This is a genomic window from Ligaoa zhengdingensis, assembly GCF_014384885.1.
GTDB classification, from domain to species: domain Bacteria; phylum Bacillota; class Clostridia; order Oscillospirales; family Ruminococcaceae; genus Ligaoa; species Ligaoa zhengdingensis.
Genome location: NZ_JACRST010000028.1, coordinates 1 through 21664 on the forward strand (window position 1 = coordinate 1; position 21664 = coordinate 21664).

21 protein-coding genes are annotated in these 21664 nt (G+C 60.7%); 10 read left to right on the forward strand and 11 right to left on the reverse strand.

The features are described 5' to 3' along the window. A partial coding sequence (locus H8711_RS11805; protein WP_249283652.1) for a hypothetical protein occupies positions 1-503 on the forward strand: 503 nt, incomplete at its 5' end. A 102-nt stretch (positions 504-605) separates the two neighbouring features. After that, the gene (gene sleB, locus H8711_RS11810; protein WP_249283653.1) at positions 606-1313 is read left to right on the forward strand and encodes a spore cortex-lytic enzyme; all 708 of its coding nucleotides are present in this window, start codon (positions 606-608) and stop codon (positions 1311-1313) included. 230 nt (positions 1314-1543) lie between these two features. On the opposite strand, the gene H8711_RS11815 is transcribed toward sleB, so the two are convergent. After that, positions 1544-2254: a tRNA 2-thiocytidine biosynthesis TtcA family protein gene (locus H8711_RS11815; protein WP_249283654.1), complete on the reverse strand. Its 711-nt coding sequence runs from the start codon at positions 2252-2254 to the stop codon at positions 1544-1546. A 306-nt stretch (positions 2255-2560) separates the two neighbouring features. Between H8711_RS11815 and rplM the strand changes: the two genes are divergently transcribed. After that, positions 2561-2989, forward strand: coding sequence for a 50S ribosomal protein L13 (rplM, locus tag H8711_RS11820; protein ID WP_249283655.1), 429 nt, complete (start codon positions 2561-2563; stop codon positions 2987-2989). A gap of 18 nt (positions 2990-3007) precedes the next feature. Further along, positions 3008-3409, forward strand: coding sequence for a 30S ribosomal protein S9 (gene rpsI, locus H8711_RS11825; RefSeq protein ID WP_249283656.1), 402 nt, complete (start codon positions 3008-3010; stop codon positions 3407-3409). A gap of 62 nt (positions 3410-3471) precedes the next feature. Here the strand turns inward: rpsI and H8711_RS11830 are convergent, their stop codons facing one another. Further along, the gene (locus H8711_RS11830) at positions 3472-3708 is read right to left on the reverse strand and encodes a helix-turn-helix domain-containing protein (protein WP_249283657.1); all 237 of its coding nucleotides are present in this window, start codon (positions 3706-3708) and stop codon (positions 3472-3474) included. A 1218-nt stretch (positions 3709-4926) separates the two neighbouring features. Continuing rightward, positions 4927-6276, reverse strand: coding sequence for a hemolysin family protein (locus H8711_RS11835; protein ID WP_249283658.1), 1350 nt, complete (start codon positions 6274-6276; stop codon positions 4927-4929). A 416-nt stretch (positions 6277-6692) separates the two neighbouring features. Between H8711_RS11835 and nifJ the strand changes: the two genes are divergently transcribed. Both nifJ and H8711_RS11845 read left to right on the forward strand, forming a co-directional pair. Further along, complete coding sequence (nifJ, locus tag H8711_RS11840) at positions 6693-10229, forward strand: pyruvate:ferredoxin (flavodoxin) oxidoreductase (protein WP_249283659.1); 3537 nt, start codon at positions 6693-6695, stop codon at positions 10227-10229. A gap of 56 nt (positions 10230-10285) precedes the next feature. Continuing rightward, positions 10286-10510: a hypothetical protein gene (locus H8711_RS11845; protein WP_249283660.1), complete on the forward strand. Its 225-nt coding sequence runs from the start codon at positions 10286-10288 to the stop codon at positions 10508-10510. Positions 10511-11798: 1288 nt separating this feature from the next. Here H8711_RS11845 and H8711_RS11850 read toward each other — a convergent pair. The 7 genes from H8711_RS11850 to H8711_RS11880 all read right to left on the reverse strand — a co-directional run bounded on the left by H8711_RS11850 (position 11799) and on the right by H8711_RS11880 (position 18242). Next, positions 11799-12458: an SGNH/GDSL hydrolase family protein gene (locus H8711_RS11850; protein WP_249283661.1), complete on the reverse strand. Its 660-nt coding sequence runs from the start codon at positions 12456-12458 to the stop codon at positions 11799-11801. Positions 12459-12489: 31 nt separating this feature from the next. Further along, entirely contained in the window at positions 12490-12957 is a 468-nt protein-coding gene (locus tag H8711_RS11855) for a hypothetical protein (protein ID WP_249283662.1), read from the reverse strand. A 35-nt stretch (positions 12958-12992) separates the two neighbouring features. After that, entirely contained in the window at positions 12993-14795 is a 1803-nt protein-coding gene (aspS, locus tag H8711_RS11860) for an aspartate--tRNA ligase (RefSeq protein ID WP_249283663.1), read from the reverse strand. Positions 14796-14828: 33 nt separating this feature from the next. Continuing rightward, positions 14829-16139 (reverse strand): histidine--tRNA ligase, encoded by a 1311-nt coding sequence (hisS, locus tag H8711_RS11865; RefSeq protein ID WP_249283664.1) that lies wholly within the window; start codon positions 16137-16139, stop codon positions 14829-14831. A gap of 400 nt (positions 16140-16539) precedes the next feature. Beyond that, complete coding sequence (locus H8711_RS11870) at positions 16540-16959, reverse strand: methylglyoxal synthase (RefSeq protein ID WP_249283665.1); 420 nt, start codon at positions 16957-16959, stop codon at positions 16540-16542. Between the two features lie 64 nt (positions 16960-17023). Continuing rightward, positions 17024-17761, reverse strand: a complete 738-nt coding sequence (locus H8711_RS11875) for a nucleotide-binding protein (protein ID WP_249283666.1) — start codon at positions 17759-17761, stop codon at positions 17024-17026. 112 nt (positions 17762-17873) lie between these two features. Further along, positions 17874-18242, reverse strand: a complete 369-nt coding sequence (locus H8711_RS11880) for a NusG domain II-containing protein (RefSeq protein ID WP_249283667.1) — start codon at positions 18240-18242, stop codon at positions 17874-17876. Between the two features lie 184 nt (positions 18243-18426). Here H8711_RS11880 and spoVAC point away from each other — a divergent pair, with 184 nt between their 5' ends. From spoVAC to H8711_RS11900, 4 genes are read left to right on the forward strand one after another with little or no spacing between them, the layout of a single operon-like run. Continuing rightward, positions 18427-18870, forward strand: coding sequence for a stage V sporulation protein AC (spoVAC, locus tag H8711_RS11885; RefSeq protein ID WP_249283668.1), 444 nt, complete (start codon positions 18427-18429; stop codon positions 18868-18870). 51 nt (positions 18871-18921) lie between these two features. Further along, positions 18922-19956, forward strand: a complete 1035-nt coding sequence (gene spoVAD / locus H8711_RS11890) for a stage V sporulation protein AD (protein ID WP_249283669.1) — start codon at positions 18922-18924, stop codon at positions 19954-19956. Then, positions 19956-20324 carry a stage V sporulation protein AE gene (gene spoVAE, locus H8711_RS11895; RefSeq protein WP_249283670.1) on the forward strand — a complete coding sequence of 123 codons (369 nt, stop codon included), beginning with the start codon at positions 19956-19958 and terminating at the stop codon, positions 20322-20324. Before spoVAD ends, spoVAE begins: the two co-directional genes overlap by 1 nt. 21 nt (positions 20325-20345) lie before the next feature. Continuing rightward, positions 20346-20501, forward strand: a complete 156-nt coding sequence (locus tag H8711_RS11900; RefSeq protein WP_249283671.1) for a hypothetical protein — start codon at positions 20346-20348, stop codon at positions 20499-20501. Positions 20502-20552: 51 nt separating this feature from the next. Here H8711_RS11900 and H8711_RS11905 read toward each other — a convergent pair whose 3' ends face one another. Continuing rightward, on the reverse strand, positions 20553-20705 hold the full coding sequence (locus H8711_RS11905) for a hypothetical protein (protein ID WP_249283672.1): 153 nt from the start codon (positions 20703-20705) through the stop codon (positions 20553-20555). Positions 20706-21664: the final 959 nt, after the last annotated feature.

A 21664-nucleotide genomic window follows, 5' to 3' on the forward strand; every position in this document is an offset into this window, starting at 1 on the left:
TTCAAAACCGAATGTTGTTCAATTTTCAAGGTTCCGTTCTGGTAAGCGCCCCGCCCCGTCAGGAGTGGAACTTTCTTATCTTACCACACCGCCCTACTGTTTGTCAAGCACTTTTTTTCGGTGCTTCTGGCTCGCTTTCGCTCACCCTGTCGGACAGCTTATTTATATTACCACGCCCCTCCCCCTTTGTCAATACCTTTTTTGGCAAAATTATGACGACTTTTTTACATGTTGGTCTATCTATGCCAGAAAAGGTCGGCTTGTCCAGAATTTGGCGCGGCGAGCACGGGCGTGTCGCCCGCGTCACCCATAGTATGGCTGCGGTTTCTCCACTTTATTCATCCGATGCGAGAAATTTCCTCTTTTTCTTTTCCCGCGCGGTTCAGCCGGCGTTCCTCCAGCCGTTCGCCCAGCAAAAAGCTGACGGTCCAAATTGCAATCGAGCATCCCATCACCAAAAACAGCTCCATACCTGTCCGCTCCTTTCCATCGCCGCACAATAGCCTTGACATCCTATTTTATGCAGGGGGATGGAAATAGGTTCGGATAAACCTTCCTTCGTTTGGAGATACTTTTGACAAACGCTTTTTTAAGGAGGTATTTGCATGTCGAACAAGCTGATCCCGGCGTTGAAGCTGGGGATCCTGATTGCTCTCAATATTCTGATGATTGGGCTGGTGCTTTATGCAGGCAGCCACGATTCGGTGGACGCGCTATCCAAGATGGGCTCTCGCGGCGCGGAGGTGCGCGAGATTCAAACCCGCCTGAAGCGGTGGGGATATCTGGACGGCGCTGTGGACGGCATTTACGGGACGCAGACCGAAAAGGCGGTGCGCTATTTCCAGAGCAAAAACGGCCTGGCGGTGGACGGCATTGCGGGGCCCGCCACCCTGCGCGCGCTGGGCATCAACTCCACCACGGGCACGGCCAGCACCGGCAGCTCGGGGATGGGCGGATATTCGGATAGCGATTACCGCCTATTGGCGCGCATCATCTCGGCCGAAGCGCGCGGCGAAGTTTACGAGGGCCAGGTAGCGGTGGGCGGCGTGGTGCTCAACCGGGTGAAGCACTCGTCGTTCCCCAACACGATCTCCGGGGTGGTGTACCAGCCGGGCGCATTCTCCGCCATCAACGACGGCCAGATCAACCAGCCGGTGGCCGATAGCTGCTACCGCGCGGCGCGCGACGCGATCAACGGCTGGGATGCGAGCGGCGGCGCGATCTACTATTATAATCCGGACAAGACCTCCAACCAGTGGATGCGCAGCCGGCCGGTGATCAAACGGATTGGGCGGCATCTGTTCTGCAAATAGGGACCGGGCGCTGCGCCCCTATTTGCAGTTGGCCTTGCAGCTTCGGGCAGAGCGTTTGCGCACCGCCGTGCGGCTGCCCCGGTATTGCCCCCGCCGGGCATGCGCCCGGGAGCGGTACCGAGGAAAACACTTGCTAAGGATATGGAGCGCAGTGCCCGAAGCTGGCAAATCAGGTGCAAAACCCGCCTAGGGATGCCCCTGGGGGCAATGCTGAGGCAGCCGCTATCGATTCACCAGCCCGAGATGTGCCCGCGCTGCATGGCGCCGAACAGCCGCTTTCTGAGTCCCGGGCGCTCGCGCTCCAACTCAGTCAGATACTCCTTCATGCGCGTGCGCTCGGTGTATCCGTCCGCGGGGCACTTGCTTTTCACCACCGGCAATGCGCACCGCCGCACCGCGCTCAAAATCTCCTTTTCCGGCGCGAAGATCATCGGCCGGATCATCGTCAAATCCTTGCGCGAAAGGTAAGTCACCGGCTGGAAACACCCGATGCGCCCCTCGTTAAACAGGTTCATCATAAACGTCTCCACCGCGTCGTCGTAATGGTGACCCAGCGCCACCTTGTTGCAGCCCGCCTCCTTGGCCGCGTCGTGCAGCGCGCCCCGGCGCATGCGCGCGCACAGGCTGCACGGGTTGCTTTCGCTGCGCTGGTCGAACACTACCTCGCCGATGCCGGTGCGCTTCACTACATAAGGCACTCCCATCTGCGCGCACAGCGCCTCAATCATCGAGTAATCGGTCTGCACCCCGCCGAAGCCCGGGTCCAGCGTGATCGCCGTGAGCTCGTACCGCACCGGCAGGATGCTGCGCAGCCGCGCCAGCCCGCACAGGAGCGTCACCGAATCCTTGCCGCCCGAAACGCCCACCGCCACGCGGTCGCCGTCCTGTACCATATTATAATCGGCGATCGCCTTGCGCATATATCCAATCATCTTCTGCATCGTGAGCGCTCCTCTTTTCCTTCAAATTGCGGGCCTTACGGCCTCCTATTTTACAGCAATTTGGTAGGAATGACAAGGCCCCAATTTTTGAAATGGCGGCCGAGTACGCGCGAGATCGCGCGCAAAAACACGAGAAAAACGGCGTGCGGCCCCCGTATATTAAAAATTTCGCAAAAAGCCTTGACAAGCCCCGCCGCCCATACTATAATGTACCTTGTTGTTTCGCGTCCGGGCTCGTTTTGCGCCCGGATGGCGCCTATATCAAAACGATCGATTCATCAAGATCAATTCGGGAGGTAACCATTTATGTCAACTTATATGCCAAAACCCGACGCTGCGGGCCGCAAATGGTATGTGCTGGACGCCGCCGGCAAACCGCTGGGCCACACCGCTGCCACTGCTGCCCATATCCTGCGCGGCAAGCATAAAGTCACCTTTGCGCCCCATGTCGATTGCGGCGACAGCGTCATCATCATCAACGCCGCGGATGCGGTGCTCACCGGCAAAAAGCTGGAACAGAAAATCTATTACCGTCACACCGGCTGGGTGGGCGGCCTCAAAGAGGTCAAATACTCCAAGCTGATGGCGGAGAACCCCGAAAAAGCCATGATGCTCGCGGTAAAAGGTATGCTTCCCGACACCACGCTGGGCCGCAAACAGCTCACCCGCTGCAAAATCTACAAGGGCTCGACCCATGAGCAGACCGCGCAGAAGCCCGAAGCGTGGACGTTATAATAAGGAGGAGGCAATAACATGTACGATTCAAAACCCTATTTCTACGGCACCGGCAGAAGAAAACATTCCGTTGCTCGCGTGAGAGTGTTCCCGAACGGGACCGGCTCCATCAAAATCAACGGCAGAGATATCGACGATTATTTTGGCCTGGATACCCTGAAGCTGATCGTGCGTCAGCCCCTCACCCTGCTGGATGTGGTCGGCAAATATGACATCGAGTGCACCGTCGCCGGCGGCGGCGTCTCCGGCCAGGCGGGCGCGATCCGTCACGGCCTGTCCCGCGCGCTGTTGCAGTCGGGCGAAGAGGTTCGCCCCATCCTGAAAAAGGCCGGGTTCCTCACCCGCGATCCGCGCATGAAGGAGCGCAAAAAATACGGCCTCAAAGCGGCCCGCCGCGCGCCTCAGTTCTCCAAACGTTAACAACGAGTTTTACTCGATCGATGCGTTTTGCCCCCTGCCAGTTGGCAGGGGGCTTTTTGGTGCTATTCCTGGGTCAGCGGAAAAAACAGCAGGTGCGGCTTGATTTGGTAAAATTCGCTCAGCGTGAGCAACACATCCGCCCCGATATTGCCTCTCTGTTCAGCGCGGACGAGAATCTTCTTTGGGATGCCGGTGCGGCGCTCCAGCTCGCCGAATGTCCACCCACGCGCTTCGCTCAGCAGGCGCAGGTTTTCACACATCTGCTGAATCTGTCTGCGGTTGGTTTCTTCGATGTCCATAAAGAACCCCTCCATCTAGTAGTTTTTGCTATTGTTTCCTTTTGAAATAGTATGAGGGATATGGCTCTGTTTTTTAAGGGGATATAACCCCCATATCAGTAATGGCCCATCCCTCCTGTATTTTAAATCGAGAGGATCAGAGAAAGATATGTTATTTTTTCTAACATATAGGAGAGGTGGTAAAACAAAAAACGCCCGGCGCTTGCTGCACCGGGCGGAGGAATTGACATTTTTGCGGGAAACAGCTATAATAAAGACAAAGGGACGCCGCCGACAGACGGTTGGCCCGAAGATACGATTAAAGATTTAACCGCTACATTTGGACCATGGGGCGGTTATTTCTTTTTGCCCAAAAACAGGGCAACAATACCGATGACTACCAGACAAAACTGGAACAGCTCCGTATATGTAACCATCAGCACCACCCCCTTTCTCGGGGAGTGGCCAACCGCCTGCCGTTTGCGACAGCATCCGAGTTTATGATAACACGCGCCTTCGCGCTTTGCAAGCAAAACGCCGCCCCAGCGCTTGCTGCACCAGGCGGAGGAATTGACATTTTTGCGGGGAACGGCTATAATAAAGACAAAGGGACGCCGCCGACAGACGGTTGGCCCTGAAAGATTTGAACTAAAGAATAGCCGCTATCTTTTGCAGGGATGGGCGGCTATTTCTTTTTGCCCTGAAATAAGGCAATAATGCCAATGACTACCAGACAAAACGAAAATAACGCTTCATATGTAACCATCAGCACCACCCCCTTTCCCGGGGAGTGGCCAACCGCCTGCCGTTTGCGACAGCATCCGAGTTTATGATAACACGCGCCTTCGCGCTTTGCAAGCAAAACGCCGCCCCAGCGCTTGCTGCACCGGGCGGCGGAATTGACATTTCTGCGGGGAACGGCTATAATAAAGACAAAGGGACGCCGCCGACAGACGGTTGACCCGAATGAGAAACTACAAAGGGTAGCCGCTACATTTGGACGTGTGGGCGGCTATTTCTTTTTGCCCAAAAACAGGGCAACAATACCGATGACTACCAGACAAAACTGGAACAGCTCCGTATATGTAACCATCAGCACCACCCCCTTTCCCGGGGAGTGGCCAACCGCCTGCCGTTTGCGACAGCATCCGAGTTTATGATAACACGCGCTTTCATGCTTTGCAAGCAAAACGCCGCCCCGGAGGGAATCCCCCTGGGGCGGCTGCTTTGTTGTACGTTTTATTTTTCCTTTTCGCTGTCCGCATCCTCAGCGGGAGGGCGGCGCTCGGCCTTCACCAGCGCGACGCGGCGGTCCTCCACCTTGAGCACCGTGAAATCCACGCCGTCCACCGTCACTGTGGGGTGTTCCTCCTCGGTGGGGATCCGCCCCAGCAGGTCGATAATCAGCCCGCCCAGCGTGTCGTAGTCCACGTCGTCGGGCACCTCAATCTTTAAGAGGCGCTCCACCTCGTCCAGCGACACCGCGCCGTCAAAGGTGAACTCGTCGTCCGAAAGGCGGGTGACCTCCTCCTCCTCGTCGTCGTATTCATCCTGGATGTTGCCCACGATCGATTCAAGCAGGTCCTCCATGGTGACGATGCCGCTGGTGCCGCCGTATTCGTCCACCACAATCGCCATCTGCACCTTTTTCTGCTTAAACTCCAAAAACATCTCGCGGCAGTGGTTGCTCTCAGGCACAAACAGCGCCTTGCGCATGTAGTCGCGCACGTCGAAGTGCTCGGGCGGGTTGCCGCTGATCATCGCCAGCAGGTCCTTTACATACAAAATGCCCTTGATGTTGTCCAGCGTATCCTCATACACCGGGATGCGGGAATAGCCGTCCTCGATAGCGAGGCGCGCCACCTCGTCGAGGGTGACGTCCACCTCCACGCCGGATACCTCGGTGCGGTGGGTCATCACCTCGCCCACCGTGCGGTCGTCGAACTCGAAGATGTTGTTGATCATCTCGCGCTGGCTCTCCTCGATCACCCCGCGCTCGTTGCCCACATCCACCATCATGCGGATTTCTTCCTCGGTCACCTGCTCGTCGTCGGCGTTGGGGTCGATGCCGAACAGCCGCACCACCCCGTTGGTGGTGGCGGAAAGCAGCGCCACAAACGGGCGCTCCACCTTATAACACACGTTGAGCGCGCCCGCCAGCGCGAACGACACCTTCTCTGGGTAGCGCATGGCGATGCGCTTGGGCACCAGCTCGCCGAACACGATGGTGATGTAGCTGAGCAAAAAGGTAATGACGATGAGCGCGATCATCCGCAGCACCGCCGGGGAAACCCCCGGGATGGTCACCGCCGCCACCAGCATATCCGCAAAGGTGTCCGCCGCCACCGCCGATGCGAGCATCCCCGCCAGGGTGACGCCCACCTGCACGGTGGAAAGGAAGCGGCTGGGCTGCGCGGTGAGGCGCGCCAAAATTTTAGCCTTGCGGTCGCCGTCCTCCGCCATCCTGGCGAGCTTGGCGTCGTTGAGGCCGATCACCGCGAGTTCGCTCATGGCGAAAAACGCGTTGCTGAAAATCAGGAATACCAACAGGCCGATGTAAAACCAGATACTGCCGCCGGGATCATCCATGTTGTCCTTCAAACTCCTTCCGCGGGCATATTCCCGCAACTTTTGATTCAAAATAAGGGATATCATTTTTATGATACCGTTTTTACCGCCCCTTGTCAATTTGCACGCGGCGGCTTGCGGCGCGGTGCGCGGGTGTGCGCCGCAGTTCCACAAGCGCCACCCCCTTTTGCGCGGCCAAATCGCGCCCCAGCGCCGGAGGCGGCGGTTTTTGCGCGTTTTTTGTGCACAAGTGGGACAAAGCCGTTTTAAAACCGCCAAAAGTCACAAAAACGCGCGGCTGTTTACACCATTTTAACCTTTTAAATGCCCGTTTTGCTCTTTACACCGCACGGCAAAAGTGTTAATATTTACAAGGTAAAGTCTTTTTTCAAGACTGGCTTACTGGCAGTTTAAATTTTAAGGAGGAAACAAAGAACATGGCTAGAAAAATGAAAACCATGGACGGCAACCATGCTGCCGCTCACGTGTCCTATGCCTTTACCGATGTGGCCGCGATCTACCCGATCACCCCGTCTTCGGTGATGGCTGAGGCTGCGGACGAGTGGAGCGCCGGCGGCCGTAAAAACATCTTCGGCAACGAGGTTCGCGTCGTAGAGATGCAGTCCGAGGCGGGCGCCGCGGGCACCGTGCACGGCTCGCTGGCGGCTGGTGCGCTCACCACCACCTTCACCGCTTCCCAGGGCCTGCTGCTGATGATCCCCAATATGTATAAAATGGCCGGCGAGCTGCTGCCCGGCGTCATCGACGTTTCGGCGCGCTGCGTCGCTTCCCATGCGCTCAACATCTTCGGCGACCACTCCGACGTGTACGCCTGCCGCCAGACCGGCTTCGCCATGCTGTGCGAAAGCAGCGTGCAGGAGGTCATGGACCTCACCGCTGTGGCGCATCTGTCCGCCATCAAGGGCCGCGTCCCCTTCCTGAACTTCTTCGACGGCTTCCGCACCTCCCACGAGATCCAGAAGATCGAGACCTGGGACTATGAGGACCTCAAAGAGATGTGCGACATGGACGCGGTGGAAGCGTTCCGCAAGAACGCCCTCAACCCGGAGCATCCCGTGCTGCGCGGCACCGCCCAGAACGGCGACATCTTCTTCCAGGCGCGCGAGGCGTGCAACCCCTTCTACAACGCGCTGCCCGAGGTTGTTGAGGAGTATATGAACAAGGTCAACGCCAAGATCGGCACCAACTACGGCCTGTTCAACTACTACGGCGCGCCCGATGCGGACAACGTCATCATCGCCATGGGTTCGGTCTGCGACACCATCGACGAGACGATCGACTACCTGAACGCCAACGGCAAGAAGGTCGGCCTGGTGAAGGTCCGCCTGTACCGTCCGTTCTCGGTCAAACACCTGCTGGCCGTTATCCCCGATACGGTTAAAGTGATCTCGGTGCTCGACCGCACCAAGGAGCCCGGCTCCCTGGGCGAGCCCCTGTTCCTCGACGTGGTTGCGGCCCTCAAGGACAGCAAGTTCGCGAACGTCCCCGTGCTGGGCGGCCGCTACGGCCTCGGCTCGAAGGACACCACCCCCGCGCAGATCATCGCCGTTTACAACAACGCGGCTGCGCTGGATAAGAAGACCTTCACCATCGGCATCGACGACGACGTCACCTTCCTCTCGCTGAAGGAGACCGAGAACCCCGACACCACCCCCGCCGGCACCACCAGCTGCAAATTCTGGGGCCTCGGCTCGGACGGCACCGTGGGCGCCAACAAGAACTCCATCAAGATCATCGGCGACCACACCGATATGTATGCGCAGGCTTATTTTGAGTATGACTCGAAGAAATCCGGCGGTATCACCATCTCGCATCTGCGCTTCGGCGACACCCCCATCCGCTCCACCTACTACATCAACAAGGCGGACTTCGTCGCCTGCCACAACCCCGCTTATATCGGCAAATACGATATGATCGAGGACCTGAAGGACGGCGGCACCTTCCTGCTGAACTGCGGCTGGGATATGGACGAGATGAACGCGCGTATGCCCGGTAAGGACAAGCGCTACATCGCCAACCACAACATCAAATTCTACACCCTGGACGGCGTGAAGGCCGGTAAGGAGCTGGGCCTCGGCACCCGCATCAACACCGTGCTGCAGTCCGCCTTCTTTAAGCTGGCCAACATCATCCCCATCGACGACGCCATCAAATATATGAAGGATGCGGCCACCGCTTCCTATGGCAGAAAGGGCGAGAAGATCGTCAAGATGAACCACGACGCCATCGACATGGGCGCGAAGGCCATTGTCGAGGTCAAGGTTCCCGAGGAGTGGAAGAACGCCCCGGACGACGCGCCCGCCGCGGCCGTGACCGGTTCGAGAAAAGACCTGGTGGATTTCGTCAACAACATCGAAATCCCCGTCAACGCGCACAGAGGCGAGAAGCTCCCCGTCTCCGCGTTCAAGGGCGCCGAGGACGGCACCTTCCCGCTGGGCTCCTCCGCCTACGAGAAGCGCGGCATCGCTGTGGACGTGCCGGTGTGGCAGCCTGAAAACTGCATCCAGTGCAACTTCTGCTCCTATGTGTGCCCGCACGCGGTTATCCGCCCGATGGTGATGACCGAGGAAGAGGCCGCCAAGGCCCCCGCAAGCCAGAAGTTTGTCGATATGACCGGTATGCCCGGCTACAAGTTCGCCATCACCGTCTCGGTGCTGGATTGCACCGGCTGCGGCTCCTGCGCGAACGTCTGCCCGGGCAAGAAGGGCGCGAAGGCCCTCGTGATGGACGCCCTGGACAACAACCGCGACAAACAGGAAGGCTTCAATTACAACATGGAGCTCGGCGTGAAGCCCGAGGTCCTGGAGAAATTCAAAGAGACCACCGTCAAGGGCAGCCAGTTCAAGCAGCCCCTGCTTGAGTTCTCGGGCGCTTGCGGCGGCTGCGGCGAGACCCCGTATGCGAAGCTCGCCACCCAGCTGTTCGGCGACCGCATGTATATCGCCAACGCGACCGGATGCTCCTCCATCTGGGGCGGCTCCGCTCCCTCCACCCCGTACACCGTCAACAAGAAGGGCTTTGGCCCGGCTTGGGCGAACTCCCTGTTTGAGGACAACGCCGAGTACGGTTACGGCATGTATCTGGCACAGGCCACCCTGCGCAACCAGCAGATCGCCAAGGTGCTCGAGCTTTCCAAGAACGCTGAGGGCGCTGCGAAAGAGGCCTGCGAGGCTTACCTCGCCACTGTGAACGACGGCAAGGAGAACGCCGTTGCCACCGAGAAGCTGATCGCGGAGCTCGAGGCCTGCGGCTGCGAGGCGGGCAAGGAGATCCTCAAGAACAAAGAGTTCCTGGCCAAGAAATCCAACTGGATTTTCGGCGGCGACGGCTGGGCGTTCGACATCGGCTTCGGCGGCCTCGACCATGTGATCGCGTCCGGCGAGGACGTCAACATCCTGGTGTTCAACACCGAGGTTTACTCCAACACCGGCGGCCAGTCCTCCAAGGCGACCCCGACCGGCGCTGTGGCGCAGTTTGCTGCGGCCGGTAAAGAGGTCAAGCAGAAGGATCTCGCCGCGATTGCCATGAGCTACGGCTATGTGTATGTGGCCCAGGTGGCCATGGGCGCCGATTACAACCAGTGCATCAAGGCGTTCCACGAGGCTGAGAGCTATCACGGCCCGTCGCTCATCATCGCCTATGCGCCCTGCATCAACCACGGCATCAAGGGCGGCCTGGTGAACGCACAAACCGAGATTAAGAACGCGGTTGCGGCCGGTTACTGGCATATGTTCCGCTTCGACCCGCGCCTGAAGGAAGAGGGCAAGAACCCGTTCCAGCTCGATTCCAAGGCGCCGAGCGCAAGCTACGCCGACTTCATCAAGAACGAGGTCCGCTACACCTCGCTCACCCGTTCCTTCCCCGAGCGCGCGGAAGTGCTGTTCGACAAGGCGGAGAAGGTTGCTGCCGACAAGTGGGAGCACCTGCAGAAACTCGCGAAGCTCTACGAATAATATTTTCCCGATGCAACAAGGCGGGCCCCGGAGATCGTTCCGGGGCCCGCCTTTTCTTGCCAAAACAGAAAAAGCGCGGCAGCCGCAGCCACCGCGCAAAATTCGACAAAACACTTGCTTTTTTGGCAAAGATACCCTATAATAAACTCGAGGCGCAAAAAGCGCAAGGCAGGCCCGGAAGCGGGAACTTCCGCGCCCTGCATATGAGGCTTCATCTCATACACTGCGGCGACAGCCGCGCCCTGCAACCGACATTATACAACATTTTTCCCCCGCTGTAAAGGAGCCAGCGATGTGCTCACACACTGACACGCATAAAAGTCGCACCTTGCAAGTCGAAGATGGATATGCGTTCCACACACGGGGAGGATGTGCCGCGCTGTATTTTGCAGGCGGCCTGCGTTGCACGAATGAAGGGGAAACATTCGGGGGGCTGTATGAGTAAAAACATGCAGCGCCCTTTTTGCGTCTTCAAACAGAAGCCGGGCGGGATGGCACTATCATCCCTGCCCGGCTTTTTGCTGCCTTTTTGCGGAGGGGTTGTGCCGCGCCGCTCTGCGGGCGGGGTATTTTTTGCACTGCCGTGCGGCGGGGTTTCGCCTGGCCATGCGGCTACGCCTTGCGCACTGCCGTGCGCCTGCCTCGGCATTGCCCCCGGGGGCATCCCTGGGCGGGGTTGCGCCCCCGCGCGACGCCATCCTTTTGGCACGCGCCAAAAGGATGCAAAAGCGCGCCAAAGGGCGTTCCCCCCTTTGGCATCCCCCCTTGGGGCGGCCGGCCAACGGCCGGAGGAAAGCCGGGCAGGCTCGTTTGTTAAGCAAAGTGCAGCATCCGCGCGGAGGACGCACCCGGTATGGCGCAAGCGCCAACCCGGATTGCCAGGTCGGCGCTGCCGACGTGCCTTCCAGTCGCTTCGTGCAAATTCCAAGGAGCGCACTCGCTCCAATCAGGCACCTGTCCCGCCTTTGGCGGGATCCCCTCGGGTAATGCCCGCATACATTCAGCCGTCCCCCGCTTGCCCTAGATCCTCCGCCCCTCCGAGGGCGTAAGTGCGTTTTTCTTACTAGGGCTTTTCCGGCTTCGGCCACTGCGCCCCATGGCCTAGTAAGTGTCATCCCCGGCTTTCCTGTCGGCGTTGCCGACCCGACCCGGAGCCAAAAATCAAGCGGTGCGGTGCCTGCGCGCTTTGCGGGTGCCACCCGAGGGCACCCCGTAAGGGGCAATGGTTCGTGGGAGCGAAGCGTGCCCTTCCCACTTTTCGCGAAGCGACTTCAGAACCATTGCCGAGGGAGCTTGCCGCACTTCGCTTTCATCAGCGCAGATTTTATCTCCGGGCGCACAACGGGGTTTTCAAAGGGGTGCCCCCTTTGACACGTTTTTGCTCGCTTTTGGCGTGTACCAAAAGCGAGTCGTCGTGCGGGGCCGAAACCCCGCCGGGCATGCGCCCGGGGGCGGTGCCGAGGCAGGCGCACGGCAGTGCGCAACCGCTCTGCCCGAAGCTGGCAGGCCAGGTGCAAACCAAAGCGCCCAGGCCCAAGCCGAGCCCCAGTTGCGCTACAGTGAAAGCGCTCACTTGGCGCGGAAAAAGGCCGCCAGCTCGCGGCAAACCAGCCGGTGCCCCAAGCCGGACGGATGGTTGACGTGCGAGAGCAGGTCGGTGAGCGCCCCGCCCGCGCCGAGATACCCCTCAAACGCTGCGAAGCTGTCCGCCAGGCCCACCCCATATTCCGCGGCCAGCCGCCGCACCTGTGCGGCGTGCGCGGTGAGCTGCTCCCAGCCCTCCGAGCGGTCGAAATAGGTCTCATCCCAGGTGGGGGTGAGCAGGATCACCTTCACCCCCACCGCGAGCGCCCGCTCAATCATCGAGCGCCATGCGGCCTCAGCCGCATCCAGGCCGACCATGCGGTCGTTGAGCGCATAATCGATGGTGAGCACATCCGGGCGGTGGTTGAGCACCTCGCTGTCAAACCGTGCGGCGCCCTGCACGGAGTTTTCCCCGCCGATCGCGGTGACGATCACATTGAGCACCGCGAACGGAAACCGCTCCTTGATGGCGCGGTGCAGCAGCGCGGGGTATGCCTCAAAGGTATTGACAAACGGGGTGGCGAAATACCCCGCCGGGACGCTGTGCCCGTGGCAAACCAGGTTCACCGTCCGGTTGTCGGGCCACTGTTTGGCGAGCATCCCACGAATCGCTTCCAAATAGGTGAGTGGATTGGCGGCAGCCATATGCCCTTCCTCCTTGTGATGAAATCCTGTTTTACTTCCCGTCCAGGGCCGCGCCGGCCTCCTGCATCTTCTGCCCGCCCAGCATCATCCGCTCCTGGGCAATTTCCAGCAGGCCGGTCTCGCTCGCGGCCTGGAGGCTCGCGATATCGCGGAAGCTCATCGCGTAGTAATCCATCGCGCCCCCGATCTCCTCGGCGGCCTCGGTAAACAGCGCGTGCGCCTCGGCCAGCTCTTCGGGCGCTTCAATCTCGGCCACTGCGTCGCACGCCTCGCGGCAGGCCTTGGCCGCAGCCACCACCGCGTCCATGCTCGCCTGGGTCTCGTCCAACTCGGCCGCAGCCGCCTGGAACTTGTCCACCTCAACGCTGATCCCGTCCACCGCTTCGGTCACCTGCCGCCTGTAGGCGGTCTCCTCCTTGCTGGTGCAGCCGGTGAACACCGCGAGTGCCAGTATCACCGCCGCCATGACCGAAAGCGCTTTTTTCCAGGTCCGTTTCAATGCGATCCCTCCTTCGCTGTCGTTTTGTCCGCCGCTCATTCGGCGGGCGTCTCTGTCTCCTCGTGCACCACCGCAATGCCCAGCTCGTCCAATGCCTTGGGCTCCACCACGTCCGGGCAGTGGCTCATCAGCTCGCTGGCGTTCTGCACCTTGGGGAACGCGATCACATCGCGGATCGAATCCTTCTGAAGCATCAGCATCACCAGGCGGTCCAGGCCGAACGCCATGCCGCTGTGCGGCGGCGCGCCGTACTGGTATGCGTCGATGAGGAACCCGAACTTTTCGCGCGCGTCCTCCAGCGTGAAACCCAACGCGCGGAACATCCGCTCCTGCAGCTCGGGGTCGTTGATACGCACCGAGCCGCCGCCCACCTCGCAGCCGTTCATCACCATGTCGTAGGCCCTGGCGAGGCAGTGCTCCTTGTCGGTCTCCACCATCGAGATATCCTCGGCCTTGGGCATGGTGAACGGGTGGTGCTTGGCCATAAAGCGGCCCTCCTCCTCGCTGTACTCAAACAGCGGGAAGTCGGTGACCCACAGGAAATCGAAGGTGTCCTTCTCAATGAGGCCCAGCCGCTCGGCCAGATGGCAGCGCAGCGCGCCCAGCGCGTCGTACACTACGCTATTTTTGGCGTCAGCCACAATCAGGAGCACGTCGCCGGTCTGGGCGTCCAGCCGCGCGCGGATCGCGTTTTTCTCCTCCTCGCTGAGGAACTTCTCATAACTGGAGGATTCGCCGTCCGCGGTGAGACGGGTGTAGGCCAGACCCTTGGCCTTGTAGGTTTTGACAAACTCCACCAGCTTGTCGATCTCCTTGCGGGTGAGGGTGGAGGCCGCGCCCTTCACGTTGATGGCGCGCACCGAGCCGCCCTCGCTCACCGCGCCCGCGAATACCTTGAACTCGGTGCCGGCGAGCAGGTCGGTGAGGTCGGTGAGCTCCAGACCGAAGCGGGTGTCCGGCTTGTCCGAGCCGAAGCGGTCCATCGCCTCGGCATAGGGGATGCGGCGGAAGGGGGTCTGGATGTCGATATCCAGCACCTGCTTCATCACCCGCTTCATGAACCCCTCGTTGACCGCCATCACGTCCTCCTCATCCGCGAAGGACATCTCCAGGTCGATCTGGGTGAACTCGGGCTGGCGGTCGGCGCGCAGGTCCTCGTCGCGGAAGCAGCGCGCAATCTGCATATAGCGGTCGAAGCCCGAGAGCATCAGCAGCTGCTTGTAGAGCTGCGGCGACTGGGGCAGCGCATAGAACTTGCCGTTGTGCACCCGGCTGGGCACCAGGTAATCGCGCGCGCCCTCGGGGGTGGATTTAATCAGGATGGGGGTTTCGATCTCCAAAAACCCGTTTTCGTCGTAGTAGTCGCGCGCCACCTTCACAATCTTGTGGCGCAGCTGGAGCGCTTTCTGCATCTCGCTGCGCCGCAGGTCGAGGTAGCGGTAGCGCAGGCGCAGCTCCTCCTTGACGTTGGTGGTGTCGGTGATCTCGAACGGCGGGGTCTGGGCCTTGCCCACAATGCGCAGCTCGCGCACAAAAATTTCGATTTTGCCGGTGGGGATATCGTGGTTGACCGCCTCGCGGGCGCGCACGTCGCCCTTGGCCATCACCACGTATTCCGCGCGCAGGCCCTCGGCCTTTTCAAACACCGCGCGGTCGGTCGCGTCGTCAAACGCGAGCTGCAAAATGCCGGTGCGGTCGCGCAGGTCCACAAACATCAGGTTGCCGAGGTTGCGCGCCTTCTGTACCCAGCCCGCCACGATCACCTCGCGGCCGATGTCGCCTTCATTCAGGTCTGTGCAATAGTGGGTCCGCTTGAACCCGTTCATCGTGTCTGCCATATCTGTTCTCTCCTTATGCTCCGTGAGGTGGGCTCACGGGTTGATCTCGGTCTCGCGGATGCTCTCGGTGAGCACCGCCACCTGCGCGTCGTAGACAAAGTCGATGAGGTCGTCGAACGCGACCTCGTGCGTCTCGCCGGTGCGCATATTTTTGACGTTCGCGCGCCCGCTCTCCAGCTCGTTGTCACCCAGGATGCAGCTCAGGCGGCACCCGAGCTTGTCCGCATATTTCATCTGTGCCTTCACGCCGCGGCCCATGGTGTCGCATTCGGCCCAGAAGCCCTCCTCGCGGAGCTCATTTACCAGCGCGAACGCCTTGACCGACGCGGCCTCGCCGATGCTGCCGATGTAGATGGCGCAGGCGGGCTGCTCGGGGAACTCGGCCCCGCAGGCGTCCATCACCTTTAAAAGCCGCTCGATGCCCATGGCGAAGCCGATGCCCGGCAGCTTGGGGCCGCCGATCTCGGCGAGCAGGCCGTCGTACCGGCCGCCGCCGCACACGGTGCCCTGCGCGCCGATCTGGTCGGTGACAAACTCAAACACCGTCTTGGTGTAGTAGTCCAGCCCGCGCACGATGGTGGGGTTCACCACATACGGCATCCCCAGCGCGTCCAGCCGCGCCTTGACCCCTTCAAAGTGGGCGGAGCAGCCCTCGCAGATGTAATCGAGCACCTTGGGCGCGTCCTTTGCGATCTTGTGGCAGACCGGGCTCTTGCAGTCCAGGATGCGCATGGGGTTTTTCTCCAGCCGCTCGCGGCAGGTGTCGCACAGCTCATCCATGTGCGCGGCAAAATACTCCTTGAGCGCCTTGTGGTAGCGCGCGCGGCACTCCGGGCACCCGATCGAGTTGAGCTCGAGGCGCAGGTCGCGCACCCCCAGCGTGTCGAAAATCTCGCCCACCATCGCGATCACCTCGGCGTCGCAGGCGGGCGAATCGGAGCCGTACACCTCCGCGCCGAACTGGTGAAATTCGCGCAGTCGCCCGGCCTGCGGCTTCTCGTAGCGGAAGCAGCTCACCAGGTAGCTCACCTTGAGGGGCAGCGCTTCATTGAGCAGCCCGTTCTGCACCGCGGCGCGCGCCATGCCCGCCGTGCCCTCGGGCCGCAGGGTGATCGAGCGGTTGCCCTTGTCCAAAAAGGTGTACATCTCCTTCTGCACCACGTCGGTGGTGTCCCCCACCGAGCGGTTAAAGAGCTCGGTGTGCTCAAAGGTGGGCACCCGCATCTCCTGGAAGCCGTACAGCCGCGCGATCTCCATCGCCAGGCCCTCGACATACTGCCATTTGTAGCTGTCCCGCGGCAGCACGTCCTGCGTGCCCTTGGGCGCCTGTGTCAACAATGCCATGATTTGTTTCTCCTTTCGGTGCGGGCGTGGCCCGCGGGTGGATAGGCGGAACCGACAAAAAATGCTCCTGTCCCCTGTGATAAGGGACGGAGCATGTTCCGTGGTGCCACCCTCGTTGCGCGCGCCGGGGCGCACGCCGCTTGAGCGCCCCTTAACGCGGGGCCCGCGTGCGGGGCTACCGGGCCGCCCCCCAGGGCCTGCCGTTCCCCCCGCCGGCTCTCGGGTGTCTGTTCGCGTTTTGCCGGTGCGGGCGCGCTTTCAGCCGCGGCGCGCCCTCTCTGTGGCGGGTCAAAACGTTACTGCTCCCGATCCGGTCGCCTTTGTGCGATGTTTGACAAGGTTATTTTACAACGCCGCCGCGCGTTTGTAAAGCCCGCGGCGGCCGCATTCAGGGCTGAACTCAGCGCAGCATCCCCATGGTTTTGGGGTTGACGATATTGCGCCAGTCGAGGTCGCCGCGCTCCAGCGCGTGGATGAGCGCCTCGGCGGTGGCGATGTTGGTGGCCACCGGGATGTTGTGGACGTCGCACAGGCGCAGCAGCTGCGCCTCATCGATGTCGTTCGGTTTTACGGTGAGCGGATCGCGGAAAAACAGGAGCAGGTCGATCTCGTTGCAGGCGATACGGGCCGCCACCTGCTGGTCGCCGCCCTGCCCGCCGCTCAAAAAGCGGACGATCTGGAGCCCTGTCGCTTCGGAGACCATCTTGGCGGTGGTGCCGGTGCCGCACAGGTTGTGACGGCTGAGAACCCCGCAATAGGCAATGCAGAATTGTACCATGAGTTCTTTTTTTGCGTCGTGCGCCGTAACTGCTATATTCACTGATCTTTCCCTCCAATGGTGTTGTAGTTCCTGTTCGGGCGGGCCGGGTTGCGCGGAGGGCGGGTCATTCCACCGCCAACTCGACAAATTCGCCGGTGAGGCGCCGCGCGATGTTCTGGATGGCCACCCCCGCGGTGTACCGCGTGGAGATCATGCGCCCCTGCGCGAGGGCGCGCACCATCTCCGGCTCATACGGGATCACCCCGATGAGCGGCTCCAGAACCGTATCGATCACGACGTCGAGATGGGGCAGCACCTCCAACCGGCCGCGTGTGGTTTTCACCTTGTTGATGACGATGCGCTGTCTGGTCAGTCCGTGCGCATCCAGGTAATCCGACAGAATTTTGGCGTCCCGCATGGAGATCGGGTCGGGCGTGACGATGAGCAGCGCGAGGTCACAGACCCGCGTGATATCGATGAGGGTGCGGCCAAAACCTGCGGGCGTCTCGATGAGGATGAAATCGTAATAGTGCGAAAGCCCCTTGCAGAGCTTGTAGAACAGCTTGGACGAATAGTTGGAATCGGGACGCAGGGTTGCGGGCATCATCGAAAGGTTATCTGTGATGGGGGAGCTGTAAATCGCCTTGATCGGCTCGCACCGGCCGCACAGCACGTCGCTGATGTCGTGCACCGTGCGCTCGGACACCCCCAGCATGATGTCGAGGCAGCGCAGGCCGCTGTCCATTTCCAGGATCAGCACCTTTTTCCCCAGCCGCGCCAGGTAGTAGCCCAACCCCGCGCAGATGGAGGATTTGCCCACGCCGCCCTTGCCGGACGTAATCATGATTATTTTTGCCTTCATGCCAGTCTGTTAATCCTTCCTGATGGGCGTGCCCGCCCAGATTTCACCTGAATCTATCATACCACAAAAGCTACCAAATTCAAAGTAAAAGTTGCGCTTCAATTAGTTATTTTTACCGCCCTGCGGCCCCCGCGCGGATTTGCAGCGCGGTTTTGTTGGGCATACACACCGCACTCTCGCCCGGGCGGGAGACAAAGCCGGTGTTTTCACAGATGTGGTCGGGACAGTCCACATCCACAAACCGGATGCGGCCCCCGCTGATTTCAAAGCTCACCGGCCGGTCGGTGAGCGAAAAGCGCCCATCCGCCGCCTTTGTGAGGTCGATCTCCCGCACCACCGCGCCGTCCACCGAGATTACCGCTGTGGGGTTGTCCCCCTGCGGCCGCAGCCAGTAGAACAGCGCAAAGCCCGCGGCGGCCAGCAGCAGCAGGCCGGTCACGGCGGCGTCGGTTTTTTTATTGAAAAATTTTCGTTCGGCCAAAAATTTCACGCCTTTCCGGCCAGATTGTACCTGACCTGGATTTCTCATAAAATCGTCTGCGGTCCGCCATACTAAATCCGTGATGAAGTCCGCGTATAGCACCCTTGTTTTTTATCACAGATAGCATCATAGCAGGATTTCAGCGCAGATTCAAGCAACAAAATGTGAAGGTGTGATAAACAGTATGGCACTTACGCCAAAAGAATATGAAGGCATGAACCAAAAAGCCTCGCCCAACTCTCCACTGGGCAAGGACATGCTGCTCGCGTTCCTGATCGGCGGCGCGATCTGCACGCTCGGCCAGTTCTTCATCGAGCTCTATACCATGGCCGGCCTGGACGCGGAACTGGCCAGCGGCACCGCTTCGGTCACGCTGGTATTTCTGAGCGTGCTGTTCACCGGCCTCAACCTGTACGACAAGCTGGCGCGCCTCGGCGGCGCGGGCACCCTGGTGCCGATCACCGGCTTTGCCAACGCGGTATCCGCGCCGGCGCTGGAATTTAAAAGCGAGGGCCTCATCCTGGGCATCGGCGTGAAGATGTTCTCCATCGCGGGGCCGGTGATCGTATACGGCGTCGCCGCCAGCGTGATCTATGGCCTGATCCTCTTTTTGTTCCAACTGTTTTAAACGATTACACATGCGGCGGGCCCCGGCCCGCCGGGGAAAGGATCTGATCCTATGCCGACCAAGCTAGGCAAGCACACCCTGCGGCTGGACAGCGCCCCCTCGGTGCTGTCGTTTGCGGCGGTGGCCAGCAAAAAGGAGGGCGAAGGCCCTCTCGGCCAAAAGTTTGATATTTTAAACGAGGACACCTCGTTCGGCCAGCAGTCCTGGGAGAAGGCCGAAAGCCAGATGCAAAAGCTGTGCGCCAGCAAGGCGCTGGAAAAGGCGAACCTCTCGCCGGACAGCGTGGATTTCATGTTCGCGGGCGACCTGCTCAACCAGTGCATCGGCTCCAACTACGGCCTGCGCGACCTGTCCATCCCGTTTTTGGGGCTGTACGGCGCCTGCTCCACCATGGCGGAATCGCTCGCGCTCTCCTCGATGTTTCTCGAGGGCGGGCTTGCGAACGTCTGCCTCGCGGTGACCTCCTCCCACTTCTGCTCGGCCGAGCGCCAGTTCCGGTTCCCGCTGGAATACGGCGGCACCCGCACCCCCACCTCCCAGTGGACGGTGACCGGCTCGGGCAGCGCGGTGGTGGGTAAAAACACGGCGCCGCCCTATGTCAAGGCGGTGTGCGTGGGCACCATCGAGGACCTGGGCATCAAGGACCTCAACAACATGGGCGCTGCCATGGCCCCGGCCGCCGCCAAGACGATCGAGACCTTTTTTGAGGACACCTGCACCGGCGCGGACAACTACGACCTGATTCTCACCGGCGACCTCGGCCAGGTGGGCACCGACCTGCTGCACCAGCTGCTGGCGCGCGACGGGGTGACGCTGGGCCACAAGCACAACGACTGCGGCCTCATCATCTACGACCGCCAGAACCAGCTCGACATAAACGCGGGCGGTTCGGGCTGCGGGTGCAGCGCCGTGGTGCTGTGCGCGGATGTGCTGCCCAAGCTGCGAACCGGCGAGCTGCACGACGTGCTGTTCATCGCCACCGGCGCGCTGATGAGCCCGACCTCGGTGCAGCAGGGCGAATCGATCCCGGGCATCGCGCATTTGGTGTATCTTTCCAGCGAACCCGGTCGAAAGGGGGTTTTGTGATGGAACTGTTCCTCACCTACCTCAAGGCGTTTCTGGTGGGCGGCGCGTTCTGCGCCATCGGCCAGATTTTCATCGATAAAACCAAGCTCACCCCGGCCCGCATCCTGGTGGGCTATGTGGTAAGCGGCGTGATCCTCTCCGGCCTGGGGCTGTACCAGCCGCTCGTCGATTTTGCGGGCGCGGGCGCTTCGGTGCCGCTCACCGGTTTCGGCCATCTGCTGGCCAAGGGCGTGCGCGAGGGTCTCGCGGAAAAGGGCCTGTTCGGCATCCTGTCCGGCGGACTCACCGCCACCGCGGGCGGCATTGCGGCCGCCATCATCTTTGCGCTGATTATCGCCCTGATCTTCAAGCCCGGCGACAAGACCTGACCGCCGGATGGGAGGAGCCATATGCCCGATTATCAAAAGATGTACCATTTGTTGTTCAACGAGATCACCGATACCATCGAGCGGCTGGAGCGCATCCAGCAGGATTGCGAGGAGCTCTACACCGCAGCGGACGACTCGGTCTACCCGATCCCGCCCGCCGGCGATCCCGAGGTATAACAAAAAAATCCACCGGAAACTGTTTCCCGGTGGATTTTTATTTTGCTTTGGTCAGATCAGCCCGCAGTCCTCGTAGTCCTTCCACTTTTCGCGATAGCTGCGTTCGCCCAGCAGGCGGTACACGATGTACCCCACCGACGCCATCAGAAAAACAATGGGAAGCACGACCGAGAGAAAACGTCTGAACATGCACTCTTTTTTCATGCTTACGGCCCCCAATCCGGTTGGTTTTTTTCGTCTTATGGGTATCATACCCCAAACCGGGCGTTTCGTCAACCGGGCGCGGGGTGCAAGGTGCGCCTGGCCCCGCCTGGGCCTGAGCGCTTTAGTTTATACCCTGCCTTGCAGCTACGGCCAGAGCGTTTGCGCACTGTAGCGCAACCGGCCCGGTTTGGCCCTGGCCAGTAAGGGTTTGCTGCTATTTACTGGCTTCGGGTACAGTGTTTTGCGCACTGCCGTGCGCCTGCCTCGGCACCGCCCCGGGCGCATGTCCGGCGGGGTTGCGCCCCCGCGCGACGCCATCCTTTTGGTACGCGCCAAAAGGATGCAAAAGCGCGCCAAAGGGCGTTCCCCCCTTTGGCATCCCCCCTGGGGCGGAGTAGACGGCCTGCGCTGTCTTTACCGGTTCTCACAAGTGCCCTCGGCACCCGCCCGCGAGTCGCTTCGTGAAAATTTCGTGGGGCCCACTCGCTCCACGCGGGCGGCTGTCCCGCTGCGGCTGCGCCGAGCGGGATTCCCTCGGGTAATGCCCGCATCTACTCAGCCGTTCCCCGCTTGCCCTAGATCCTCCGCCCCCCGTGGCCCAAGGCGCGGCATAACAATGCAAAGCGCTTTCCTGACCCAGAGCCAAAAATTAAGCGGTGCGGTGCCTGCTCGCCGTGCAGGCGTCGCCCGAGGGCACCCCGTAAGGGGCAATGGTTCGTGGGAGCGAAGCGCCGGGTATGCACCCGGCGGCGTTACCGGGGATAGCACCGTACAAATTGCAGGGCACCCTACCCGAAGCCGCTGGCCCTGTGCGCGGGTTGCACCTTGCACAACGCAAGTGCCAACCCGGATTGCCTGCCGGCGCTGCCGGCCCGGGCGCACAACGGGGGTTTTCAAAGGGGTGCCCCCTTTGACACGTTTTTCCTGCCTTTTGACGTGTATCAAAAGGCAGTCGTCGT

Bases quoted from the DNA above. Each gene is read 5' to 3' on its own strand.
- sleB (WP_249283653.1), top strand. From the start codon at position 606: ATGTCGAACAAGCTGATCCCGGCGTTGAAGCTGGGGATCCTGATTGCT.
- H8711_RS11815 (WP_249283654.1), bottom strand. From the start codon at position 2,254: ATGCAGAAGATGATTGGATATATGCGCAAGGCGATCGCCGATTATAAT.
- rplM (WP_249283655.1), top strand. From the start codon at position 2,561: ATGTCAACTTATATGCCAAAACCCGACGCTGCGGGCCGCAAATGGTAT.
- rpsI (WP_249283656.1), top strand. From the start codon at position 3,008: ATGTACGATTCAAAACCCTATTTCTACGGCACCGGCAGAAGAAAACAT.
- H8711_RS11830 (WP_249283657.1), bottom strand. From the start codon at position 3,708: ATGGACATCGAAGAAACCAACCGCAGACAGATTCAGCAGATGTGTGAA.
- H8711_RS11835 (WP_249283658.1), bottom strand. From the start codon at position 6,276: ATGGATGATCCCGGCGGCAGTATCTGGTTTTACATCGGCCTGTTGGTA.
- nifJ (WP_249283659.1), top strand. From the start codon at position 6,693: ATGGCTAGAAAAATGAAAACCATGGACGGCAACCATGCTGCCGCTCAC.
- H8711_RS11850 (WP_249283661.1), bottom strand. From the start codon at position 12,458: ATGGCTGCCGCCAATCCACTCACCTATTTGGAAGCGATTCGTGGGATG.
- aspS (WP_249283663.1), bottom strand. From the start codon at position 14,795: ATGGCAGACACGATGAACGGGTTCAAGCGGACCCACTATTGCACAGAC.
- hisS (WP_249283664.1), bottom strand. From the start codon at position 16,139: ATGGCATTGTTGACACAGGCGCCCAAGGGCACGCAGGACGTGCTGCCG.
- H8711_RS11875 (WP_249283666.1), bottom strand. From the start codon at position 17,761: ATGAAGGCAAAAATAATCATGATTACGTCCGGCAAGGGCGGCGTGGGC.
- spoVAC (WP_249283668.1), top strand. From the start codon at position 18,427: ATGGCACTTACGCCAAAAGAATATGAAGGCATGAACCAAAAAGCCTCG.
- spoVAD (WP_249283669.1), top strand. From the start codon at position 18,922: ATGCCGACCAAGCTAGGCAAGCACACCCTGCGGCTGGACAGCGCCCCC.
- spoVAE (WP_249283670.1), top strand. From the start codon at position 19,956: ATGGAACTGTTCCTCACCTACCTCAAGGCGTTTCTGGTGGGCGGCGCG.
- H8711_RS11900 (WP_249283671.1), top strand. From the start codon at position 20,346: ATGCCCGATTATCAAAAGATGTACCATTTGTTGTTCAACGAGATCACC.
- H8711_RS11905 (WP_249283672.1), bottom strand. From the start codon at position 20,705: ATGAAAAAAGAGTGCATGTTCAGACGTTTTCTCTCGGTCGTGCTTCCC.